Annotated in this window: 19 protein-coding genes, 2 tRNA genes and 1 pseudogene; 14 read left to right on the top strand and 8 right to left on the bottom strand. The window is 61.6% G+C overall.

Going from position 1 to position 22,244, the window contains the following annotated elements; all coding sequences use genetic code 11:
* Window positions 1-20 precede the first annotated feature (20 nt).
* Window positions 21-1,427 carry a phosphomannomutase/phosphoglucomutase gene (locus CAY35_RS05980; protein ID WP_109303755.1) on the top strand — a complete coding sequence of 469 codons (1,407 nt, stop codon included), beginning with the start codon at window positions 21-23 and terminating at the stop codon, window positions 1,425-1,427.
* A gap of 6 nt (window positions 1,428-1,433) precedes the next feature.
* On the opposite strand, the gene CAY35_RS05975 is transcribed toward CAY35_RS05980, so the two are convergent.
* Together CAY35_RS05975 and CAY35_RS05970 are read right to left on the bottom strand one after the other, a co-directional pair.
* Entirely contained in the window at window positions 1,434-1,877 is a 444-nt protein-coding gene (locus tag CAY35_RS05975; protein WP_258265661.1) for a thiol-disulfide oxidoreductase DCC family protein, read from the bottom strand.
* A gap of 102 nt (window positions 1,878-1,979) precedes the next feature.
* Window positions 1,980-3,815, bottom strand: a complete 1,836-nt coding sequence (locus CAY35_RS05970) for a phosphoenolpyruvate carboxykinase (GTP) (RefSeq protein WP_109303754.1) — start codon at window positions 3,813-3,815, stop codon at window positions 1,980-1,982.
* A 313-nt stretch (window positions 3,816-4,128) separates the two neighbouring features.
* Here CAY35_RS05970 and CAY35_RS05965 point away from each other — a divergent pair.
* A tRNA-Arg gene (locus tag CAY35_RS05965) sits at window positions 4,129-4,202 on the top strand.
* Window positions 4,203-4,296: 94 nt separating this feature from the next.
* Here CAY35_RS05965 and CAY35_RS05960 read toward each other — a convergent pair.
* Window positions 4,297-4,809: a SixA phosphatase family protein gene (locus tag CAY35_RS05960; protein ID WP_258265660.1), complete on the bottom strand. Its 513-nt coding sequence runs from the start codon at window positions 4,807-4,809 to the stop codon at window positions 4,297-4,299.
* Between the two features lie 121 nt (window positions 4,810-4,930).
* The gene (locus tag CAY35_RS05955) at window positions 4,931-5,719 is read right to left on the bottom strand and encodes a winged helix-turn-helix domain-containing protein (protein ID WP_109303752.1); all 789 of its coding nucleotides are present in this window, start codon (window positions 5,717-5,719) and stop codon (window positions 4,931-4,933) included.
* Between the two features lie 527 nt (window positions 5,720-6,246).
* On the opposite strand from CAY35_RS05955, the pseudogene CAY35_RS05950 reads away from it, so the two are divergent.
* The 3 genes and pseudogenes from CAY35_RS05950 to CAY35_RS05940 all read left to right on the top strand — a co-directional run bounded on the left by CAY35_RS05950 (window position 6,247) and on the right by CAY35_RS05940 (window position 8,618).
* Window positions 6,247-6,986 (top strand): annotated as a pseudogene (locus tag CAY35_RS05950) (response regulator transcription factor).
* 49 nt (window positions 6,987-7,035) lie between these two features.
* A complete protein-coding gene (locus CAY35_RS05945; protein ID WP_109303751.1) occupies window positions 7,036-7,818 on the top strand; it encodes a HAMP domain-containing protein in 783 nt (260 codons plus the stop codon).
* A complete protein-coding gene (locus CAY35_RS05940) occupies window positions 7,803-8,618 on the top strand; it encodes a sensor histidine kinase (protein WP_146191927.1) in 816 nt (271 codons plus the stop codon). Before CAY35_RS05945 ends, CAY35_RS05940 begins: the two co-directional genes overlap by 16 nt.
* A gap of 9 nt (window positions 8,619-8,627) precedes the next feature.
* On the opposite strand, the gene upp is transcribed toward CAY35_RS05940, so the two are convergent.
* Window positions 8,628-9,266: a uracil phosphoribosyltransferase gene (gene upp, locus CAY35_RS05935; protein WP_101629962.1), complete on the bottom strand. Its 639-nt coding sequence runs from the start codon at window positions 9,264-9,266 to the stop codon at window positions 8,628-8,630.
* Between the two features lie 83 nt (window positions 9,267-9,349).
* On the opposite strand from upp, the gene tadA reads away from it, so the two are divergent.
* Together tadA and CAY35_RS05925 are read left to right on the top strand one after the other, a co-directional pair.
* The gene (tadA, locus tag CAY35_RS05930) at window positions 9,350-9,853 is read left to right on the top strand and encodes a tRNA adenosine(34) deaminase TadA (RefSeq protein WP_109303786.1); all 504 of its coding nucleotides are present in this window, start codon (window positions 9,350-9,352) and stop codon (window positions 9,851-9,853) included.
* Window positions 9,854-9,915: 62 nt separating this feature from the next.
* Window positions 9,916-10,006, top strand: a tRNA-Ser gene (locus CAY35_RS05925).
* A 90-nt stretch (window positions 10,007-10,096) separates the two neighbouring features.
* Here CAY35_RS05925 and CAY35_RS05920 read toward each other — a convergent pair.
* Window positions 10,097-10,825 carry a phosphatase PAP2 family protein gene (locus CAY35_RS05920; RefSeq protein WP_181377510.1) on the bottom strand — a complete coding sequence of 243 codons (729 nt, stop codon included), beginning with the start codon at window positions 10,823-10,825 and terminating at the stop codon, window positions 10,097-10,099.
* Window positions 10,826-10,875: 50 nt separating this feature from the next.
* Window positions 10,876-11,532 carry a GNAT family N-acetyltransferase gene (locus tag CAY35_RS05915; RefSeq protein ID WP_109303749.1) on the bottom strand — a complete coding sequence of 219 codons (657 nt, stop codon included), beginning with the start codon at window positions 11,530-11,532 and terminating at the stop codon, window positions 10,876-10,878.
* Between the two features lie 38 nt (window positions 11,533-11,570).
* On the opposite strand from CAY35_RS05915, the gene CAY35_RS05910 reads away from it, so the two are divergent.
* From CAY35_RS05910 to CAY35_RS05880, 7 genes are all read left to right on the top strand, one after another.
* Window positions 11,571-12,029, top strand: a complete 459-nt coding sequence (locus tag CAY35_RS05910; RefSeq protein WP_181377509.1) for a 23S rRNA (pseudouridine(1915)-N(3))-methyltransferase RlmH — start codon at window positions 11,571-11,573, stop codon at window positions 12,027-12,029.
* 95 nt (window positions 12,030-12,124) lie between these two features.
* Window positions 12,125-13,786, top strand: a complete 1,662-nt coding sequence (locus CAY35_RS05905; protein ID WP_258265659.1) for a radical SAM protein — start codon at window positions 12,125-12,127, stop codon at window positions 13,784-13,786.
* Window positions 13,787-13,801: 15 nt separating this feature from the next.
* Window positions 13,802-14,170, top strand: a complete 369-nt coding sequence (locus tag CAY35_RS05900) for a hypothetical protein (RefSeq protein WP_258265658.1) — start codon at window positions 13,802-13,804, stop codon at window positions 14,168-14,170.
* Window positions 14,149-15,153 (top strand): prolipoprotein diacylglyceryl transferase, encoded by a 1,005-nt coding sequence (locus tag CAY35_RS05895; RefSeq protein WP_258265657.1) that lies wholly within the window; start codon window positions 14,149-14,151, stop codon window positions 15,151-15,153. Before CAY35_RS05900 ends, CAY35_RS05895 begins: the two co-directional genes overlap by 22 nt.
* Window positions 15,150-15,563: a hypothetical protein gene (locus CAY35_RS05890; protein WP_109303745.1), complete on the top strand. Its 414-nt coding sequence runs from the start codon at window positions 15,150-15,152 to the stop codon at window positions 15,561-15,563. The genes CAY35_RS05895 and CAY35_RS05890 overlap by 4 nt, the downstream gene beginning before the upstream one ends.
* A gap of 150 nt (window positions 15,564-15,713) precedes the next feature.
* Entirely contained in the window at window positions 15,714-20,651 is a 4,938-nt protein-coding gene (locus tag CAY35_RS05885; RefSeq protein WP_181377508.1) for an Lhr family ATP-dependent helicase, read from the top strand.
* A 158-nt stretch (window positions 20,652-20,809) separates the two neighbouring features.
* The gene (locus tag CAY35_RS05880; RefSeq protein WP_070508043.1) at window positions 20,810-21,250 is read left to right on the top strand and encodes a hypothetical protein; all 441 of its coding nucleotides are present in this window, start codon (window positions 20,810-20,812) and stop codon (window positions 21,248-21,250) included.
* A 2-nt stretch (window positions 21,251-21,252) separates the two neighbouring features.
* Here the strand turns inward: CAY35_RS05880 and CAY35_RS05875 are convergent, their stop codons facing one another.
* Window positions 21,253-22,242, bottom strand: coding sequence for a metal ABC transporter solute-binding protein, Zn/Mn family (locus tag CAY35_RS05875; protein ID WP_181377507.1), 990 nt, complete (start codon window positions 22,240-22,242; stop codon window positions 21,253-21,255).
* Window positions 22,243-22,244: the final 2 nt, after the last annotated feature.

Below are 22,244 nucleotides of genomic sequence, written 5' to 3'. Positions count from 1 at the left end.
GACAGCGTAGTCTGACAGTTATGACCATAATCAATCTCAGCGATTCGTTTAAAGCCTATGACGTTCGCGGTATCGTCGGCGAGACCATCACAGACGAAACCGTCCAAGCCACCGCCGCCGCTTTCGTCGATGTCCTTGGTCTAGCCGGGTCCACCGTGCTTGTGGGCGGCGACATGCGGCCATCCAGCACACAGTTCATGAACGTCTTCGCTGAGACACTCGCGGCACGTGGCGCTAGGCCCGTGGTCCTCGGCCAGATCTCAACCGATGAGCTCTACTTCGCGAGCGGCTCCCTCGACGCAGCCGGGGTCACCTTCACCGCATCCCACAACCCCGCCGGCTACAACGGCATCAAGATGACCCGCGCCGGCGCCAAGCCGATCTCCGCGGATTCAGGCCTCGAAGACATCCGCATCCTCGCGCAGAAATACCTCGAAGAGGGCATCCCGCAACCACTCAACGCTCCCGCTGAAATTGAACACCGCGACGTGCTTCCTGACTACGCACGGCACTTGCGTTCGCTTGTAGACCTTTCCGGCATCCGCCCACTCAAGGTGGTTGTTGATGCGGGCAATGGCATGGCTGGCCTCACGACCCCGGCGGTCCTGGGCGATGCAGAGCTTGAAGCCCTGCCGTTAGAGATCTTCCCGCTGTACTTCGAGCTCGACGGTTCCTTCCCGAACCACCCTGCCAACCCCATCGAGCCTGAAAATATCGCTGACCTCCAGGCCGCCGTGAAGCAGCACGGCGCTGACCTTGGTCTTGCTTTCGATGGCGATGCGGACCGTTGCTTTGTTGTGGACGAAAACGGCGCCGCTGTCTCCCCTTCCGCGATCACCGCATTGGTTGCGGCCCGCGAAATCGCTCGCGCGAAGGCCGCGGGCGAAGAAACTCCAGTGGTGATTCACAACCTCATCACGTCCAAGGCTGTGCCAGAGACGGTTGAGTCGGCCGGTGGCCGCGCTGTGCGAACCCGCGTGGGACATTCGTTCATCAAAGCCGTCATGGCGGAAGAAGACGCCGTGTTCGGTGGTGAACACAGCGCCCACTACTACTTCCGGGACTTCTACTTCGCCGACACCGGGATGCTCGCCGCGATGCACATTCTTGCCGCACTTGGCCGGCAGAACAAACCACTTTCCGAGCTCGTAGCTCAGTACGAACCGTACGTCGCGTCCGGGGAGATCAACACCAAAGTCGCTGATGCTGCCGCCGCAACCCAGAAGGTTGTAGACGAACTCGGATCCGGCGCTGACACCGAGGTCGAAACGCTCGACGGCACCACGGTCAGCGCAACCGACGGCTCCTGGTGGTTCAACCTACGGCCGTCCAACACCGAGCCGCTACTCCGCTTCAACGCGGAAGCCAACGACCGCGAAACCATGGAGCGCGTCCGCGACTCCGTGCTCGGATTCCTCCGCGGCTAGCTCGAGCTACACCGCACCGCACGCCCCGGGGTTTGCACCGGATGCCTCAGCACCCTCGCAAGCCTCGGGGTTTTGCGCACACCACGGCGTGATGCCCGGGAACCGACCGCGATGGGCACTCACCCACGCGTAGACGCGGTCAGCGCACCACCTGACCGGAGGGAACCGATACACAGCTCTAAAGATTCGCGTACCCAGCGCCACATCCAAGGCAACAGCCGCCGCGCCCGCGCCCCGCGAAACCGTTACGTCCTGCCCACCGGGCTGCACGCGGAAAGCCCAAATCTCAACATCGGTCTGCTCGCGCGTGAGCCCAAACGCCTCCCGCACCCCGCGCTCTTGCGAGGCCCGCAACTCAACCCGGCCGCCCCTATCCAGGCGCCGCAACCAGGCCGCGGCCCGCGTACACACACCGCAGCGGCCATCGAAAATCAACGTCAGCTCCGCCATGTGGCCCCGCCTTCCTGAGCAGAAAACAACGATGCCGCAGTCACCTCACAAAGGGACTGCGGCATCGTCATCAGTTCACAGCGTCAGCTGCAACGGCTTACGTTATGCACCGAGGCGCTCACGCAAGGCGTCCAGCTCAGCGCGCATAGAGGCTGGCAGGTGGTCGCCGAAGTTCTCGTACCACTGCTCGATGAGCGGCAGTTCGTTCTTCCACTCTTCAACATCGAAGCGGGTTGCGGCTTCGAGGTCCGAATCGCTGATCTCGAGGCCAACCAGGTCCAGCGAACCTTCCGCAGGGATGAGGCCCAGTGGCGTCTCAGTCGCTTCAGCCTTGCCTTCGATGCGGTCGCAGATCCACTTCAGAACGCGCGAGTTCTCGCCGAAGCCAGGCCATGCGAAGCCGCCGTCAGCGTTGCGGCGGAACCAGTTGACCAGGAACACAGCCGGGAGGTTCTTGCCGCCCTGAGCTGCTGGGAGGTCGCGGAGCTTGTCCCAGTGGTTAAGGTAATCGCCCGCGTCGTAGCCGATGAACGGAAGCATCGCCATTGGGTCGCGACGCACAACGCCAACCGCGCCTTCTGCAGCGGCGGTCGTCTCGGAGGACAGGGTCGAACCGAAGAACACACCCTGGGACCAGCTACGGGCCTGGGAAACCAGCGGAACGGTCGTCTTGCGGCGACCGCCGAACATGATCGCGTCGAGCTTGACGCCATCCGGGTTGTAGTACTCATCGGAGAGCATGTCAGCCTGGCTGATCGGGGTGCAGAAACGGCTGTTCGGGTGCGCTGCCGGGCGGCCAGCATCCGGGGTCCAGTCGTTGCCCTGCCAGTCGATCAGGTGGGCTGGGGCTTCGTCGGTCATGCCTTCCCACCACACGCCACCTTCATCAGTGAGCGCGACGTTGGTGAAGATCGTGTTGCCCTTAGCGATGGCGCGCATAGCGTTCGGGTTCGTGGACCAGCCGGTGCCCGGAGCCACACCGAAGAAACCATATTCAGGGTTGACCGCGCGCAGGGAGCCGTCTTCGTCGAAGTTCATCCAGACGATGTCGTCGCCCAGAACCTCGGCCTTCCAGCCTTCGACGGTTGGATCGATGAGCGCGAGGTTGGTCTTACCGCACGCCGATGGGAACGCAGCGGAAATGTTGAAGGACTTACCTTCTGGGTTGGTCAGGCGCATGAGAACCATGTGCTCGGCGAGCCAGCCCTCATCGCGAGCCATGACGGAAGCGATACGCAACGAGTAGCACTTCTTGCCAAGTAGCGCGTTACCGCCGTAGCCGGAACCGTAGGAGACGATGGAGCGCTCTTCAGGGAAGTGAACGATCCACTTCTCTTCGTTGCATGGCCAAGCGACGTCCTCTTCGCCCTCTTCGAGCGGAGCGCCAACCGAGTGCAATGCTGGAACGAAGAACGCGTCGGTCTCTTCCATCTTGCGCAAGACCTCGTTACCGATCTTGGCCATGATGCGCATCGACGTCACGACGTATGCGGAGTCAGAGATCTCAACACCGAACTTAGGGTTCTTCGCATCAAGGTGACCCATCACGAACGGGATGACGTACATCGTGCGGCCGCGCATCGAGCCCTCGAAGAGGCCGTTGAGCTTGGTCTTCATCTCAACTGGGTCCATCCAGTTGTTCGTGAAGCCGGCGTCCTCTTCCTTCTCGGAGCAAATGAACGTGCGGGATTCCACGCGAGCGACGTCAGCTGGGTCGGAGTTCGCGAGATAAGAGTTAGGGAACAGATCCTCGTTGAGCTTGGTGAACGTACCAGAGTCAACCAGGAGCTGCTTGAGCTTCAGGTCTTCGGATTCGGAACCGTCGACCCAGTGGATTGCATCCGGCTGGGTCAGTGCTGCCACCTCGGACACCCATTGGGCCAACTTCTGGTGGGAAGTAGGCGCGGACAATGCGGTCTGCTCGGCGTTCGCGGTCATAAGACTGTGCCTCCAAATGGACTGTTGCGTCTCCAACAAGAGTAGCCGTGCAGACGGATGGTTTGCAGAAGCGTGACGCCTGTGACGTGAGGCGTCCCACGTGGATAGAGGTTTGGAGGCGGGGAGAAAGTGGGAAGTTCGTTGATTTTTCGCGGTTTCTTTCGCTTATAGAGGTAGCACACATCAAATAGACCGGTATATCTTTTGTGTGTTGGCCTCCATCCGATTTGCGCATCCATCCAAGTGTCTGTATTGTTGTGCAGGTCGCCATCGATGAGAACCGAACAGGTGAACATCAGGTGAAAAATTGAATGCGCCCTTAGCTCAGCTGGATAGAGCGTCTGTCTACGGAACAGAAGGTCAGGGGTTCGAATCCCTTAGGGCGCGCAAATCAAAACTCCGGAAAGCATCGCTTTCCGGAGTTTTTCTTTTAACCGCGACCATACTTTATGCGCGGCTCTAAGTGCGGCTCCCGCGAGCCCTACCTGAACGTCACGAATTGCTCAAGGGTCGCATCGCGCCCATCAAGTTCAGCCCACACGCCGTCAAAGCGGAACACACACAACGATGCGGGTGGATAGTGATCCGCCATGTCCATCACGGCACGCTCATCCGAATCAATAGACGCCAACCGCATCGCCGCATCCTGCACAGAAGGCATATGCCCCACCACGATCAGGCGCGAGACAGTCTCGGGGACATGATTGATTGCAGCGATCAACCCCGCCGCATTAGTGAGGTACAAGGACGGATCCAGATATGCGCTCGGGGCGTCCTCGCCGAGGGCCGACGAAAACATCGCGTACGTTGCACGCGTACGCACCGCATCGGACACCAGCGCAGCATCGGGCATAAGCCCCTCAGCCTGCACATACTCCCCCGCACGGCGCGCCTGCTCACGGCCGAACTCGGTGAGCTGACGCATCCGGTCCTCCTGACCCCACGGAGCTTCAGCTTTACCGTGCCGCATGATCAACAAAGTCTTTAGCGCCATCGTCATCCTCACTTCGCATCGAAACACCACTGGCTCAACACCATGCTGACTCACCACCATTAAATGCGAGTGGGGCGAAGCATCAAGCTCCGCCCCACTGCGTACGTTATTTAGTTCTCGACTAGATCGAGTATTCCGGAACCGCCCAGACGGTCACCTCTGGGTGATCGTAGAAGCGGTAGCCCTGGCCGCGGACAGTGCGAACCGTATTGGAGAGACGGCCGAGCTTTGCACGGAGGCGACGGATGTGAACGTCGATGGTGCGCTCGTTCGGAATTTCGTCAGCGCCGCGCCACAGGCTCTCAAGCAGTTCTTCGCGGCCCACGGTGCGGGATCCGTTCTCAACGAGGTAGTTAAGCAGCTCGAATTCCTTGTGGGTCAGGTTCAGAATCTCGCCATCGAGCTGCACTTCGCGGCGGGAAAGGTCAATCAGCACGCCAACGGTGTGGCGAGCCGGATCAGCGACAGCTGGTACAGGGCGAGCCTGTGCGTTACCTGCAACGGTTGGGTCACCGAGGGCCTGACGCACAACGTCGATGTTGTTTCCGCCAGCGTTTGCTGGTGCGAGCGCGACTGCTGCGTGCGTCTGCGCATCCGGGACGAGGGTCTGCAGGAACGTGGTCACCTGCGAAGACAAGCGCGAGAGCGAAGTGCCTGCGGCCGCCGCGGTTTCCTCATCCAAACCCACGTAAACAACGAAGCCGCGAGCCGTCGGCTCAGAGCCGGCTTCAGGAGCGGCCTGTTCCTGCCCAAGATGCCCCGACATCGGATGAATGCCGTGACGCCCCTGTGGCACTGGCGCAAGGTTCCCCCACCCTGCACGACCTAGTTCAGCGGCTCGGCGAGCTGCTGCTGCGCGCTTCTGTGCGGCGCGGACAGAGATGTGGACGTATCCGGCATTGGTGGACATACCTGCTCCTTAGACGTAACCCCGGCGCACGGGCTGCCCCCAGGGTTCTGCCGGCCGAAGCCCTAACGCTTACGAACGCGCCTGAGCGAAGATGACGCCGTATAACACGGCGACTTTCACAAAGGTCCGAAATCCTGAAACGTTATAAGTTTCGACTCATTTCCTTGTATGACAAGATATTGCTCTCAATATTCCAATACCGCAAGCAAAATTTATTCATTCGTCTCACTATCCGAGATTTGCGCCCATTTATGTGACCAAGGTCACTTTATTAGACACCTTGAACTACAGATGCGAATTATCAAAGACTTTTTGCATATCTAGCGGACCTCAAGGGATGGCTGACGCTAGTCACCCAGTGCAGCCGCGCACAGATCTATTGGCTATCGAATGAATATTGATTCAATGTATTGCATATACTTTCGATCAACTCTTGACAATCCGCCCTCACTCATGTAGCGATTCACCACAGCCAATACACAGTTAGCACATAGAGTTGCCTCACGTCTCTCAGGAAAAGTAGTTATATGAGCACTTCTCGTTTCTCTCCTCAAGAACTCCCGCGTCTTGAACACCCAGACGGTTCCCCAATCCGCACCCTCGTCGTAGAGACGAGCCAACCCTTGCCGACCTTGTAGCAATGGGCGTACGCATGCTTGGCTGGGAAGCGACCGTCTGCCACGACGGCCTCGAAGCCGTTCAGCTCACTCGCGAAATCAACCCAGACATCGTCGTCCTCGACTGGATGCTGCCCGGAATCGAAGGCCCCGAAGTCCTCAAGCGAATCCGCGGATTCAAACCAGAGCTTCCAGCGCTCTTCCTGACCGCAAAAGACTCCGCCAACGAACGCATCGAAGGCCTCGCGGTAGGTGGCGACGACTACGTCACCAAGCCTTTCAACCTAGAAGAGCTCCTCCTCCGCCTCCACCGCCTCGTGCAACGCTCCGGAGCGGCAAGCGCCGACGAAACTGAAATCGTCGTCGGAGACCTCAGCCTCAACACCGCCTCGCACGAAGTCCACCGCGACGGCGTAGAGATCCAGCTCACAGCAACCGAATTCGATCTATTGAAGTACCTAATGGAGAACGCGCGTCGTGTAGTATCCAAACCACAGATCCTGGAGTCTGTGTGGAACTACGGCTTCGATGGGCAAGCCAACATCGTTGAGCTCTACATCTCTTACCTGCGTAAAAAGATCGATACAGGCCGCTCACCTATGATTCACACGGTTCGTGGAGCTGGATATGTCCTCAAGCCCGGAGCGTGATTAACACGTGCGTCTCAGCAAGCGCCACACAGCTCACAAGAATGCGCGCATGTCACTGCGCGTACGCTTGGTGGTCTTGCTGACCCTAATGCTCGCCGCTGGATCCATGATCATCGGCGGGTTCACGCACGCCCTCATGGCTGCCCGACTGTGGGGACAACTGGATTCCAGCCTCACCGCGACCATCGACCGCGCGACGTCCGCTAGCGACCACATGCCTGTCACCGACGTCAGCGGCCAGCCCGTCGGAACCCTCGCTGCCCTCGTCGCGGATGGTCAATTTCGTGCCGGACCAGAGCTCTCCGACCCCGTCACAGGCATGCCCACCAAGCTCTCGGACACCGACCGCAACACGATTCTTTCCGAAGTCGCGAAAGTCGACCCAACAGAGACCTCCGCGGGTATCACTATCAGCCTCGACGCAGGCGATTACCGCCTCCGAATTCAACCGGTCAGCTCTTCCGAGCTCCCCGCATCAACAGTGATGGTCGCGGGCCTCCCAACCGAACGCACCTACGCGACGCTCAGGACACTCGACCTCACGATGCTGATCGTCTCGACCATCGGTATCGTGCTCGTCGGTGCGATCGGAACCCTGGTCGTGCGGTCCACGATGAGACCGCTAGAACACGTCGTCGACGTCGCCGACTCGATCGCGACCTTGCCGCTCTCAGAGTCAGACGTGCACGTCGACCAACGAGTGGACCGCGACCTCGCGGGCAAATCAACCGAATTCGGTCGCCTCGGCGGAGCCTCAACCGTCTGCTCGACAACGTTGGTGGCGCGCTCGAAACCCGTACCGCATCCGAAACGAAAATGCGGCGCTTCGTAGCCGATGCCTCCCACGAACTACGCACACCACTCGCGGCAATCCGCGGCTACGCACAACTTATCCACGTCACCGACCAGCTATCCCCCGACGGAGAACGCTCGCTCGAAAGGCTCATCGAGCAGACAGAAAACATGACCGAGTTGGTCGAGCAACTCCTGCTGCTGAACCGACTCAACGAAGGCAGCACCGCCTGCGCAATGGAAACCATCGACATGGTTCAGCTCGCCGCCAACGCTTACCTTGACTCCCAAGCCGCGTTCTCCGACCACACGTGGGAGTTCGACGCCTTCACTGAAGGCGCGCCCGCCTACGTTGAAGGAGACGCGACACAGCTCAGCCGTGTCCTTTCCAACCTCGCGTCCAACGCAGCGAAACACACGAGCCGCGGAACCCAAGTCAACATCACGGTCGGCATCGAACCGTCCGAAGCGACCAGCGTTCCAGCGCCGAGCACCCCATCCTCACCCCGCAACGCAACCACCACGCAGCTACATGCAGAAGAACGGGCACGTTCACGCCACAGCGGCTACGACGTCGTGCTCCGAGTCCATGACACCGGGGAAGGCATCGATCCAGAGTTCCTGCCAAAGATTTTCGACAGGCTGGCCCGCGCCGACAAGGCACGCTCGGGCTCGTCCTCAACAAGTGGACTCGGGCTCGCGATCGCCAAAGCGATCGTCGAAGCCCACCACGGAACCATCAGCGCCCAATCCGAGCCGGGCAACACGGTCTTCACGATCCGGCTACCGTACAGCCCTCCAAAAGAAACAGCGCCAGCACGCCACCGCGCTGATGTCTAGCGCTGCGAATTACTCAGCGAGGCCGTACAAGCGGTCGCCCGCATCACCCAAGCCCGGGACGATGTAGGCGTTCTCATCCAAGCACTCGTCCAAAGCGGCGACATACAGGTTCACGCGCTCGTCATCGCCATAGGCCTTGCGCAGGCGCTCAACACCTTCCGGAGCCGCGATCAAGCAAATGCAGGTCACCTGATCCGCGCCGTGATCGAAGAGATAGCCGATCGATTCAACCAACGTTCCACCCGTTGCAAGCATCGGGTCGATCACAAAAACCTGACGGTTCGATAGGTCCTCCGGGAGCCGCTCCGCATACGTGATGATGTCGAGGGTCTCCTCATTGCGCGCCATGCCCAAGAAGCCCACCTCAGCGGTAGGTAGCAGGCGCATCATGCCTTCAAGCATGCCCAGGCCAGCGCGAAGAATAGGCACGACGAGCGGGGTTGGCTTAGCGAAAGCAACGCCCTTGGTCGTCGCGACAGGCGTCTCAACCGTGACTTCACGGGTACGGATGTCACGTGTGGCTTCATAAGAAAGTAGGGTCACAAGTTCCTCAGTCAACTGGCGGAATACCGGCGAGGGGGTCGTCTTGTCACGCAAAACCGAAATCTTGTGGGCCACGAGGGGATGCTCAACAACATGTACGCGCATAGAAACAGAATACCGCCCACGCATCCGCGTCGGGGCCTCAACCGACTACATGGTGCGAAGAATCATGGTTTACCGTTATGGACATGCCGATCAAACCACCTTCAGGCGCCAACGAATGGATGGACGCCGCGCTCGAAGAAGCACGCGCGGCCGCCCTTCACGGCGACATTCCCATCGGCGCGGTCATCGTGGGGCCGGACGGGAGGATCGTGGCACGCGGCCACAACATCCGTGAACGCGACGGCGACCCGACCGGCCACGCCGAGGTTGTAGCGATCCGCGAGGCCGCGCGCGTTCTCGCGGATGATGCCGAGGCGGGCGACGGCTGGCGGCTAACGGACTGCACACTTGTGGTCACGCTCGAACCATGCGCGATGTGCGCCGGGGCTATCGTGCTTGCTCGCATCCCGCGAGTTATTTTTGGCGCGTGGGACGAGAAAGCGGGCGCAACCGGCTCCATCATGGACATCCTGCGGGAGCCGCGGCTCAATCATCGGGCCGAAGTTTTCGCCGGGGTACGCGCCGATGAATGCCAAAAGATCCTCCAGGGTTTCTTTGCCACGATGCGCAATGAAGCCTCCACGTGATGCCCGCAACCACCGCTCCGGTTTGGAATCAACCCCGCCTATGGCATAGAGTGTCCGGAGTTGGTAGCGTGTCCGAGCGGCCGAAGGTGCAACACTCGAAATGTTGTGTGCAGCGAACCTGCACCGTGGGTTCAAATCCCACCGCTACCGCCACGAACAAGAGGGTTCCAGAACAAAAGTTCTGGAACCCTCTTGGTTTTAAGCTCCGGCTAGTGAGGCGGCCTGTCTAGTGATTGGCGCTGCCTAGTGAGTGGCCCTGGCCACTGAGCGACTCTGCTGCCGCGCGCTCCCCCGCGACCTAGCCCACACATCGAACGCTATAACCAAGCACGCGATCGCCGTGCCCAAAAGCGCGCCGCACGCGACATCCGAGGCCCAGTGCACACCCATGTAGACGCGGGACAGCGCCATAGCGACCATATATGCGACCGCCAACACAACGGTGAGCCACCGCACCCATGAGCGTGCGGCCCACCGCAGGATCATCGCGACGCTAACGCTCACCAACGCGACAGCATTCAGCGTGTGCCCGGATGGGATCGAACCGGAAAACTCATGCGGTTGGAGCTGTGTTTCAAGCGGCGGACGCTCGCGGTTGAACGTGTTCTTCACGATCACCGTTGTGCCGACCGACAGCGTTGCCGTGACAGCCAGCATCACGACCGGCCACATCGTGCGCTTAGCTAGAGCGATGACCGCCGCGATCACAACCATGATGGGCGTGAAAACCGGCGTGCTGCCAACCATGGTGAACGGCGGGACGATGCGGTCCATGGCTTCCGTGCGGGCGTCGACGGCGGCGTCCAGGACGTTGCGGTCGACAGGCAGGCCTGTTGCGTTGATGCCTACATAAGAAAGGAGTACGACGGCGCCGGTGAGCGCTGCGACGGCGCACACGAGCAAAACCGACATGTTCAGGCCGGGGCGTGGCGCCACGTGCGGCGCGGTGCGTCCAGAAACTGGACCCCACACGCCGCGGCGATTCGAGGTGGTGGGTTGATGTTGGGGTTGGGCGCGGTTAGTCACCATACGATCTCGAGTTCCGGCGTCTGCGGGGTTGGGTCCGTGAGCAACCTGCCACTCACATGAACATCGATACGTTCACCTTTAACGAGGAACTTCCTCCGTTCGATGCCCTCCGGCACGAAACCTGCCGCGGCCGCGACGCACGCTGAGCCAGGGTTGTTGGCGCGATACCCCAGCTCGAGCCGTTCATAGCCGCCATCGCGAAGAGCCCAGTTTGCAACCGTCGCCGCCGCTTGCGACGTCCAGCCCCGCTTCCGCGTGGCAGCGTGCATCCAGTACCAGAACCAGCCAACTCTATTCGCCGCATCGCGGTTGATACAGACGAGCCCCCACAGCCTGTCGTTTTCGTCCACGACAGCGAACGCATCCTTGTCATCGCACGCATCTGCAGTGGAGTCAGCGGCGTCGTCGCCGGTCTGGTCCACACCTGCTGCGTCGGCGCAGTCGTCATCGTTGACGAGGGCCGCGACATAGCGGGCGGCCGAGTCGGCGTCAGTCACGTTGCCTTGGCGCACCATCTCCGGGCACGAAGCGAACGCTGAACGCACCGCGTCGGCATCGCTGCCCCGCAACCGGCGAAGATGCGGGCGGCTCCCCGGTTCTTGCACGGGCGGCTCTGGCGCGGACGCTTCCGTTGTGTGGGCGTGATTCATGTGGTTCAGTCTTGCACACGCATGCCAGGATGGTTTGTGTGAGTATCAGGGTTCTGGCTGTAGGCCGTAAGCATGAGTCGTGGGTTGAAGAGGGCATCGAGCGTTATGAACGCCGGTTGCGTAAGCCGTGGGATATTCAGTGGGATCTGTTGCAGCACAGTTCCAAAGCCGACGATGCGGCGCGGGCTGAAGAGTCAGCTCGCCTTCTGAAGAAGATTGGCACCGGCGACTACGTGATGTTGTTGGATGAGCGCGGAAAGATGCTGAGCTCGCCGCGGCTCGCGAAGGCTCTGCGCGGGCCGATAGATCAGGGCAAACGAGTCGTCGTGGTGATTGGCGGGGCGTTCGGTGTGGATGAGAGTGTGCACCGGCGCGCGGACTTGGTGTGGTCGTTGTCAGATTTGGTGTTCCCGCATCAGCTCGTGCGGTTGATGTTGGTGGAGCAGGTGTACCGCTCGCAAGAGATCATGGCAGGAAGCGGCTACCACCACGTGTGAGTGTTCGGCTGTACACAGCGGCCGAAATGCCGGATTTAATCCACAATTCTGTCTGGAGTGTGGCCGGCGCCATTTTCATGTCCTAGGCTCATAACATGCCTGTTGATGCACCTGGGATGCCGCTTCGTTCATACCGCATTCACCGATACGTGAATGCGTTCTGTCCCGTGTGCCATGAGGAAGACCCATACCGGCCGCTCGCCCAGGTTGAACGGTTGACCGGTTGGCTTGCTGAATATCCCGACGGGCAGGTGTGGCTCGAGCGTGGGTGCCGCAAGCACGGTCTGCAGCGCACCCTGTATGACGAGTCTGCTGAGATCCTCAGCTATCTTGAGCAGTGGACGGCCCCAACCAAGGTGCATACGCCAGACATGGCGAACAACTTCCTGCCGGTTCCGGAGGCCTATGAATATGGGCTTCCGACAATGCAGACCCAGCACACGTGCATCCTGCTGGAAGACATCACCGACCACTGCAACCTCAAGTGCCCTACGTGCTTCGCCTCATCTTCGCCTGCAGAGTCCTCTGTTGCTCCGCTGGCTGAAGTTCTCGCCTCAGTTGATACGCGTTTGTCCCGCGAAGAGAACCGCATCGACGTCCTCATGCTCTCCGGCGGGGAGCCGACGCTATACCCGTGGCTTGAGCAGCTCATCGAAGAGCTGGCTGCGCGCCCAGTGGTCCGGATCCTGCTGAACTCCAACGGCTTGCGCATTGCCCAGGATCAGGAGTTCGTTGATTTCCTCGCGAAACACCGCGAGCGGCTCGAAGTCTATTTGCAGTACGACGGCGAAGAAGAGTGCTCCGTTCGGCATCACCGAGGCGGAGATATTCGAAAGATCAAGTTCGAGGCGCTGGATCGGTTGTCTGAGGCCGGGATTTTCACGACCCTCACGATGACGGCCGCACTGGGCGTCAACGATCACGAGATCGGTACCGTGATTCGCCGCGCCCTGGACACCCCTTTTGTGGGTGGCGTGACGATCCAGCCGGTATTCGGTTCCGGCCGTTCCGCAGGTATTGATCCGAATGACCGTTTGACCCACACGGGTGTTCTGGCTCGGCTTGAGGAGCAGACAGATGGGCTTGTGACGTGGCGGGATATGACCGCTCTGCCTTGTTCCCACCCGCACTGCTGCTCACTGGGTTACCTGCTCAAAGACGACTCCGGAAAGTGGTCTTCGCTCACGAGCCTCGTGGGACCCGAGAAGCTTAAAGAGTTCCTCGACTTGAACCCCGACATGCTCGCCAACCGCATCGCGGACTCCGGCGTCAACAAGACCCTCAAGAAGCAGGTCAAGCAGTCCCTGTTGGATCTGTTCTCTGAGCAGTCCTCGCTATCGCATCCGTCCATCGGTTCGCTGTGGCGCGACATTTGTGTGGGATGCGACCTCGGCATCGGAACGCTCGCCAAGCTCGCCGCGTCATCCTTGCCTGGGCAACAGCACCGTCTACGCCAGTTCATGGGCGAACGCGTCAAACGCATCACGATCAAGCCGTTCATGGACATCAACACGATGATCGAAGAACGCCTGACCCAATGTTGCGTACACGTTGCCACCGTGCGCGAAGGCGCAGACGAGAACGGCAACGCGATCCACCAGTGTGCGCCGTTCTGCGCCGTTCAGGCATGGGCTCCGCTCGGCGAGCGCCGCATCTCCACTGCGACAGGGAAGCCAAAGACCTCGAGCACGCCTGCACATAACAGCGGCGGACGCCACCGGCTACCTGTCACGGTCAAGGTACACGGTGAGGGCTGACGATGGGGATGCACGATGAGCAGTAACGCGCACGAGACAGAGCAGACGTTCATGACGCCGAATACTCCGGCGCTGAACCAGCGTGTCACGAGCGGGTTGCCGGAAGCAGCCCGGCCGGAAACAACTCAGCCCTTCGATCCGTTGCGGTTGTGTATCTTCGCGACAGTCGCTCTCCTGACGTGCATTTTTGGGCCGATTTCGCTCTTGTTCTTCTCGATTCTTGGCATCCGCGGCTACACGAAAGCACGGCGCGCGGGCCTCATGAAATCAAAGTGCAAACTTGGCGACACTAAACGCGTGATCGCCTACCTCACCACACTCGCCGTACTCGCAGCCGCCCTGACCCCACTGTGGGTCATGGCATGGATCAAGATAGTGAGCTAACCATGTACCCAGACTTATCTGATCTGCTAGGTTTCGAACTCATCCCCGGGGTCCAGCTCGACACACACTCCGTGTTCGTGGCGATCGCGTTATTCCTCGGAACCATCGTGTTCTGGATCGAAGCGCGCCGCCGTTCACGTCTCAATCAGCGCACCGGCATCCTCGTGTTGGGAGCGCTCGCGGGGGCCGCTGCCCTTGGTCGTCTGGGAACGTGGGCGCAGCACCTCGACCCGCGCGAAAACCTGACTTTCATCGAGCAGTTCCTCCACGGCAACGCGTCCTTCTTGTCCGCGTTGGTTGGGGCGTGGCTCGGTGTGCACGTCGCTAAGAAGATCATCGGCTATAAGTCCCGTAGCGGTGACTTGTTCGCGCCAGCTGTGGCGCTCGCGATGGCGTTTGGTCGGTGGGCTTGCTATCTCACCGAAAGGCCCGGGACTCCTACCGGAGGCGACTGGGGTGTTGTGCTCACCGAGGAGCAAGGCGCCCATCTCCTCACCCCAGCGGGTGTGGGTCTGCACCCGAGCTTCGCATACGAGTCTGCATTCCACCTGATGGCGTTCTGCATCTTGTGGTTCTGGCTACGGTTCCAGCCCATCGCACCAGGTGAGACCCTGACCCTCTACATCGGCGCGTACGCGGTATTCCGGTTCTTCGTCGAGTTCGTTCGCGGCAACGAGGTCGCGTGGATGGGCCTCACCCGGCCACAAATGTTCCTGCTCGTGACCATCCCGATCTTCGCGATCCGCATCGCCTACCTCATCAAACGCGGCAAACTCTGGGTACCGGCCGCCGGAACCGACGTTCTCCCTGCACGGGACACCCGCCTGGCGCCCGAAGCAGCGCCAGAGCACACGCCTGCGGTTGGGCCAGAGCACACGCCTGCGGTTGACAAGGACCCTGCAGCTAAGAAGGACCCTGTACCTACGAAAGGCTCTGTACCTATGAAAGGCTCTGTACCTTTGAAAGACAGGGTGCCGGCATGAGCGAAGACCGCAAAGACGAGTTCGAGAGCAACGATCCCGACAAAAAGCCTGCATGGGAGCCCTTGGAACGGATGGGGCAGGAACCGCCGGCCGCCCCGCCGGGTCAAAGCAGTGGCGGCTACGAACCGCCTCGATCCAATGAAGACGGCAACGACGAAGGCGGTTGCGGGCTCATGGTCGCAGGTGCTTTCGTCTCGATCCTCTTCACCGTCCTCTTGACCCCGATGACTCTCGGAACAGGCAACTTCGGTGTCCTATTCATTCCGCCCACGATCCTCGCCGTCATCGGCATCATCATGGTCGTCAAAGGGGAAAACAAAGCATTCGGATGGGGACTCATCGCAGGACCCTTCGCCGGCCTCATCATCGCGTGGGGCGTGTGCGTCGCGATGCTGAGTTCGCTCCACTAACAGTGCAGACGCCTCGGCTCGAGCATCCTCGCGGGAAGCGCCATAGCGTTCATCGTGGTGATCGCGCTCCTGATCTATGTCCTCAGCACCAGCAAAAACTAGACCCAGCCGAAGATAACTAGGCCCAGCAGGGGGATACACTAACAACGAGTGGCACCACAAACACCTAACGCAGAAACCATCCTGGGCCGGTTCTCAGAACCCACCCGCACCTGGTTCAACGGCGCCTTCCCACAGCCCACAACGGCCCAACTCGGCGCCTGGGACTCAATCTCCCAAGGCAACCACACACTCGTCATCGCACCCACCGGCTCCGGTAAAACACTCTCCGCATTCCTCTGGTCACTCGACCAGCTCCTCCAGCCACGCGCGACACAAACACCAAGCAAAAAGAAACGCAGCAAAAAGAAACGCACCCGTGTCCTCTACATCTCCCCACTCAAAGCGCTCGGAACCGACGTCGAACGCAACCTCCGCGCGCCCCTCATCGGCATCACACAAACCGCACGGCACCTCAACCAAGCTGCCGACGCCAACGCCACACCTGATGCCAACACCAACCCGGAGATCACGGTAGGGATTCGCACCGGCGACACCCCCGTCAACCAACGCCGCAAACTCATCTCCAACCCTCCAGACATCCTCATCACCACGCCGGAATCCCTCTACCTCATGCTGACCTCCAAAGCACGGGAGACCCTCAGTAACATCGACACCGTCATCATCGACGAAGTCCACGCACTCGCCTCAACCAAACGCGGCGCCCACCTCGCGGTCTCGCTCGAACGCCTCGACAACCTCCTGGCTAAACCCGCGCAACGCGTCGGGCTCTCCGCAACAGTCGAACCACACGAAGAAGTCGCGCGCTTCCTCGGCGGAAACCAGCCGGTCACGATCGTCGCCCCGCCATCAGAGAAAACATGGGACCTCCGCGTGACCGTCCCAGTCCCCGACCTCGCGGACCTCGCGACCGCACCCGCCCCACAAACCGGGCTCCCCACCGACGTCGCGAGCGCCAGCATCTGGCCCCACATCGAAGAACGCGTCCTCAGCCTCATCCGCGCCCACCGCTCCACCATCGTGTTCGTCAACTCGCGGCGGCTCGCAGAAAAACTCACCACCGCGCTCAACGAACTCAACACCCGCCACGAAAACGAACGCACCGGAACAGAAACACCCGTGCCGGACATCGTGATGGCCCACCACGGCTCCGTATCCAAAGAACGCCGCGCCGCGATCGAAGAATCCCTCAAAACCGGTGCCCTCACGTGCGTGGTTGCGACCAGCTCGCTCGAACTCGGCATCGACATGGGAGACGTCGACCTCGTCATCCAAATCGAATCCCCCGGCGCCGTCTCCGCCGGACTGCAACGCGTAGGCCGAGCCGGCCACCACGTCGGCGCCGAATCCCACGGCCACTTCTTCCCCAAGCACCGCAACGACCTCGTCTCCACGACCATCACCGTGCAGCGGATGCGCGAAGGACTCATCGAAACCATGGCGATCCCCGCCAACCCGCTCGACGTCCTCGCACAACACACCGTCGCAGCGGCCGCGCTCGACACCCTCGATGTCGAAACCTGGTACGACACCGTCCGCCGCAGCGCACCCTACGCATCGCTACCGCATTCGGCCTACATCGCCGTACTCGACCTCCTCGCCGGCAAATACCCGTCCGCAGACTTCGCGGAACTACGCCCCCGCATCATCTGGGACCGCGACGAAGGCACCATCACCGCCCGGCCCGGCGCTCAACGGCTTGCCGTCACCAGCGGAGGAACCATCCCAGACCGCGGGCTCTTCGGCGTATTCCTCGCCGACGGCGACCAAGCCGGAACCGGCAACAAACGCGTAGGCGAACTCGACGAAGAAATGGTCTACGAAACCCGCATCGGCGAAGTCATCCAACTCGGCGCCAGCGCGTGGCGCATCCAAGACATCACGTTCGACCGCGTCCTCGTCACCCCAGCCGCCGGAGAACCCGGCAAGCTACCGTTCTGGCACGGAGACGACCTCAGCCGACCCGCCGAACTCGGCCAAGCACTCGGCGAGTTCCAAGCCCGCATCGCGCACCAGCCCGAAACCGAAACCCACGCTGAACTCATCGAAACCGGGCTCGACGAGTGGGCCGCGACCAACCTCATCCGCTACATCAAAGACCAAGAACAAGCGACCGGACGCGTACCGAGCGATACGCATCTGGTGATCGAGCGGTTCAAAGACGAACTCGGCGACTGGCGGCTCGTGCTCCACTCGCCGTGGGGTAAAGCCGTGCACGCGCCGTGGGCGCTCGCGGTCTCCGCCCGGATCGAGGAACGTTACGGACTCGATGGGTCCGCGATGGCGGCCGACGACGGCATCGTCGTGCGTCTACCGCTCGCCGAAGACGAACCACCCGGCGCCGAAATCTTCATCTTCGAGCCCGACGAACTCGAAGACATCGTGACCGAACGCGTCGGCGGATCCGCGCTCTTCGCGGCCCGCTTCCGTGAATGCGCCGCCCGCGCCCTCCTGCTTCCCCGCCGCGACCCAGGCCGCCGCACACCGCTATGGCAACAACGCCAACGAGCCGCGCAACTGCTCGCTGTGGCGGCCAAGCATCCGACGTTCCCTATCGTCATGGAAACCGTGCGAGAAGTCCTCCAAGACGTCTACGACATGCCAGCGCTGCGGGTGCTGACCGAGAAGCTCGCTTCCCGCGCGGTGCGCATCACCGAGGTTGAGACCCGCGAACCCTCACCGTTCGCGCAAAGCCTCCTGTTCGGGTACGTCGCCCAGTTCCTGTACGAAGGCGACTCCCCGCTCGCGGAACGGCGCGCGGCCGCGCTCAGCCTGGACCCCAAGCTACTCAACGAAATCCTGGGCCGCGGGGAACTACGCGAACTGCTCGACGCGGACATCATCGCCGCCGTCGAAGCCGAAGCCCAACGCCTCGCGCCTTCACGGCGGGCGTGGGGGCTTGAAGGCGCCGCCGATTTGTTGCGGGTGCTCGGCCCGCTCAACGCCGAAGAACTCGCGGCCCGCCTCAACCCGCCCGATGGTCAGGACGACGATGGCGGGGCTGGCGATGCCGGCACGGCTTCCGCACCGCATGTTGCAACATCGAGTACTGCAGCACCGCACGCGTCGGTTGAGGTCGCGGCGGCGTGGGCTGATGAGCTCGTGGTTCAGCGGCGCGCGCTCAAAGTTCGGATCCGCGGGGCTGAGGTGTACGCCGCGATCGAAGACGCGGCACGCCTCCGGGATGCGCTCGGCATCCCGCTACCCATGGGTGTCCCGGTCGCGTTCCTCGAACCCGTCGAAGCGCCACTCGAAGACATCGTGCTCCGTTATGCCCGCACCCACGGCCCCTTCACCACAGAACAGGCCGCGCATTCGCTGGGGCTGGCCAACGCCGTCGTGTTCCAGACCCTGCGGCGGCTGGTGCAGGACAACCGCATCGAATCCGGCGAATTCACGCCCGGACGCACCGGAGGTGAATGGTGCGATATCGAGATTCTGCGCCGCATCCGCGCCCGCACACTCGCGGCACTGCGCAGCGAGGTCGAACCCACCCCGCAAGACGCGTACGCGCGATTCCTTCTCGACTGGCAGGACGTCGGCACGGGTGCTGGGCCCGGCGCTAAAGCGTCGCATAGCGCTGATGCGTTGCGTGGCGTGGACGGCGTCTACACCGTGATTGAGCAGCTTGCCGGGGTCCCGTTGCCGGCGAGCGTGTGGGAGTCCTACGTGTTCCCGGCGCGCGTGGTGGATTATGCGCCGGCGATGCTCGAGGAGCTCCTCGCTTCGGGCGATGTTGTGTTCTCTGGCGCGGGAGCGCTCGCTTCAGATGACGGCTGGATCGCGTTCCACACAACGGACACCGCCGCGCTCTCGCTGCCTCTGGCTATGCCCGATGCAGTGGTGGCTAAGAGCGCGGATGCAAAAGGCAGAGCGGGGGCCGCAACCGGCGCCGACTACGCGGCCGATCCGCCCGAGGTGGCCACCCACTCGACCTTGCATGAGCGCGTGCTTAGGGTTTTGGGTTCCGGCGGTGCGTTCTATGTAGGGCAGATCGCGCAGGCGCTGGCCGCCGACGGCGCGGACCCTGGCGCCACCCCAGTCACAGACTCCGTTGTGGGTTCGGTTTTGTGGGATTTATTGTGGTCCGGCCGGGTCACGAACGATTCCTTCCTGCCGGTGCGTTCTCTGTTGACGCAGGGTAAGGCGACGCATCAGTCGCGTTCGCGTGCCCGCACCCGCACCACGAGGGTGGGGCGGGCCGGTTTGCGTGGTTTGCGGTCGGCATCCGCGTCGAAGCCGGCCGTGTTGTCGCCTGCGGAACGGTTGAACGCGGGACGATGGGCCGCGCTGCCTGCCCCGGAGACCGACCCGACGTTGCTGGCTGCCGCCCGCGCCGAGATGCTGTTGGCCCGCTACGGGGTCGTCACGAAGGGTGGCGCCTCGGTTGAGGGCGCCAGTTTCGGGACGCTGTATAAGGTTTTCCAGCGGCGTGAGGAGACCGGGACGGTTCGCCGCGGCTATTTCGTGGAGAAGCTCGGGGCGGCCCAGTTCGCGTTGTCGGGGACGGTAGACCGGCTGCGTGAATTTGTCCGCGACAACGATGCACCCGCCGCTGCCCCGTCCGCAACCTTTGCCACGGGCACACCTGCATACACTGCGGTGACGCTCGCGGCGACTGATCCCGCGAACCCTTTCGGCGGGGTTCTGCCGTGGCCAGACCCGCCCGCGAAAGCACGACCGGGCCGGAAGGCTGGCGCCCTCGTGGTCATAGTGGATGGTCACGCGGCACTGTATGTGGAGCGGGGTGGTCGGACCGTCATTTCGTGGATCGATGAGCTCGCGCACCATCTCACTACCGCAAGCGGCGCGGTGCCTGCCAGCGCATCGGCGGCCGATGTGCAGTCAGCGTTGACCTCGATCGTTGCAGTCTCACTGGTTGAGGCGTTGCGGCGTGCCCGGTCGCAGGTCATCACGCTCCAGAAGGTCAACGGCGAAGACATCCTGGGCACGAATCTGGCTGCGGCGCTCCTCGGGGCAGGGTTCTCTTCACTGCCGTCGGGCGTGCGATTCCGCCCGGATTTCTGAGAACTCGGCAGTTCCAAAGCAGTAGAGGTATAGGATCGGACCTATCCGAACACCGCCTAGACCTGACGAGGGACCCCGTGACGACTTGGTACGAGATACTTCCGCTGAGCACCCGCCGAGACTTTTGGATTCGCACAGTTTGGGAAGGGAAACCCCCGTTGGGGCCGTACACCCTTGACGATGGACGCGATATTTACGATGTTGTTGCCGACGGCAACCTCGAAGAGCTCCCATTCGACGTGTGGTTCGAACGAGAAACAATAAGTCGCGGTAAACGTCGGGGCGACATTCTCTGGGGTGGCCCGCCCACGCTCGTGTCCCAACGTTTCGCGGATGCAGTAGCTGAACTCGGGGTAGCAGGGTGCTCAACATTCGAGGTAAACCTTTTCAGCGCGAACGAGGGGCGCGTCACCGGCTACGTCGGATTCGTCGAAAACACGGAAGGCACCAGCGAGATTACGTCATATGCTTGGCGGGAAAGCGCCCACAGTTTCGCGTGGATCGTGAGCGAACGCGTACTTGAAGGGCTCAGAGAACGCGGCGTTGATATGTTCCACGTCGAACCGTTCACTGAGAAGCGCCGGTTCCCGAAGATCTAGCCCTACTGTTCACCGAGCCCGCGGGTCAGGCTTTCAAGGTTGTGTTCCAGGAAACCGATGTAGGTCCCAGCCGGCGTGCCTGGCGCACCGAGTTCATCCGAGTACAGGGTTCCTGCGATCGGCACACCGGTCTCCTCCGACACAGTCTCCATAGGCCGCTGATTGACGTTCGTTTCCACAAACAGCGCCCGCGGCCGATGCTCCCGCACAAAATCCACGGCACGCTTCAGCTGCTCGGGACTACCCGCGTCCTCCGTATCGATCAGCCAGATGTAGCCCTCGGCAAGCCCGTAACGCTTTGCTAGATACTGGAACGCACGCTCGCTTGTCACGATGATCCGGTCACGCTCCGCGACGCCTGCGAACAGTTCGTCATAACTGCCCGCCAACTCGTTGATGCGCCCAACGTAGGCGTCCCGGTTGGCACGATACTCAGCGGCGTGCTCCGGGTCCGCCCGGATCAGGGCCTCCGCGATATTCTCCGCCATCTTCGCCCCGTTAGCCGGGTCAACGAAAACATGCGGATTAACTTCGTCCTCATCCAGATCGGATGCTTGATCGCCGTCAGCTTCGTCCTGTTCCACCCCGTCGCTGATGTAGAGCGGTTTGATGCCGCGGGTCGCCTCCACGTGTTGGCTGGTGTCCAGGTCCACGGCGGTCATGAGGCGGCTGATCCAGCCGTCGTTCCCGCCCTCAAGATTCATGCCGCTCGAAATGAGTAGGTCGGCGTCCTGAGCGTGAGTCGTGTCAGCCGGGCGGAGCTCGTATTCATGCGGGTCCTGCCCCACCGGAACGAGGTTATAGACATTCACGTGCTCCCCGCCGATCTGCCGCGTCATGTCCTCGAGAACAGAAAAACTCGTCACGACGTTGAACTTGCCGTCACCACCGAACCCGGCGCCACTACCGGCCTCGTCTCGCGGAACCACGCTACAACCTGTCACGGCAAGCAACGCCACCGCGATGGCAGCAAGCACCGCTTTGAAAGTCACTT

This window comes from Pseudoglutamicibacter cumminsii (assembly GCF_003143995.1).
Classification (GTDB): domain Bacteria; phylum Actinomycetota; class Actinomycetes; order Actinomycetales; family Micrococcaceae; genus Pseudoglutamicibacter; species Pseudoglutamicibacter cumminsii_B.
Note: the sequence above shows the minus strand (reverse complement) of the source record. Positions and strands in the feature narration are given on the sequence as shown.

Excerpts from the sequence above, each read along its gene's own strand:
- CAY35_RS05895 (WP_258265657.1), top strand. The coding sequence starts at position 14,149 with ATGGATCAAGATAGTGAGCTAACCATGTACCCAGACTTATCTGATCTG.
- CAY35_RS05900 (WP_258265658.1), top strand. The coding sequence starts at position 13,802 with ATGAGCAGTAACGCGCACGAGACAGAGCAGACGTTCATGACGCCGAAT.
- CAY35_RS05945 (WP_109303751.1), top strand. The coding sequence starts at position 7,036 with ATGTCACTGCGCGTACGCTTGGTGGTCTTGCTGACCCTAATGCTCGCC.
- CAY35_RS05940 (WP_146191927.1), top strand. The coding sequence starts at position 7,803 with ATGCGGCGCTTCGTAGCCGATGCCTCCCACGAACTACGCACACCACTC.
- CAY35_RS05960 (WP_258265660.1), bottom strand. The coding sequence starts at position 4,809 with ATGGCGCTAAAGACTTTGTTGATCATGCGGCACGGTAAAGCTGAAGCT.
- CAY35_RS05905 (WP_258265659.1), top strand. The coding sequence starts at position 12,125 with ATGCCTGTTGATGCACCTGGGATGCCGCTTCGTTCATACCGCATTCAC.
- tadA (WP_109303786.1), top strand. The coding sequence starts at position 9,350 with ATGCCGATCAAACCACCTTCAGGCGCCAACGAATGGATGGACGCCGCG.
- CAY35_RS05970 (WP_109303754.1), bottom strand. The coding sequence starts at position 3,815 with ATGACCGCGAACGCCGAGCAGACCGCATTGTCCGCGCCTACTTCCCAC.
- CAY35_RS05915 (WP_109303749.1), bottom strand. The coding sequence starts at position 11,532 with ATGAATCACGCCCACACAACGGAAGCGTCCGCGCCAGAGCCGCCCGTG.
- CAY35_RS05955 (WP_109303752.1), bottom strand. The coding sequence starts at position 5,719 with ATGTCCACCAATGCCGGATACGTCCACATCTCTGTCCGCGCCGCACAG.
- CAY35_RS05890 (WP_109303745.1), top strand. The coding sequence starts at position 15,150 with ATGAGCGAAGACCGCAAAGACGAGTTCGAGAGCAACGATCCCGACAAA.
- upp (WP_101629962.1), bottom strand. The coding sequence starts at position 9,266 with ATGCGCGTACATGTTGTTGAGCATCCCCTCGTGGCCCACAAGATTTCG.
- CAY35_RS05980 (WP_109303755.1), top strand. The coding sequence starts at position 21 with ATGACCATAATCAATCTCAGCGATTCGTTTAAAGCCTATGACGTTCGC.
- CAY35_RS05975 (WP_258265661.1), bottom strand. The coding sequence starts at position 1,877 with ATGGCGGAGCTGACGTTGATTTTCGATGGCCGCTGCGGTGTGTGTACG.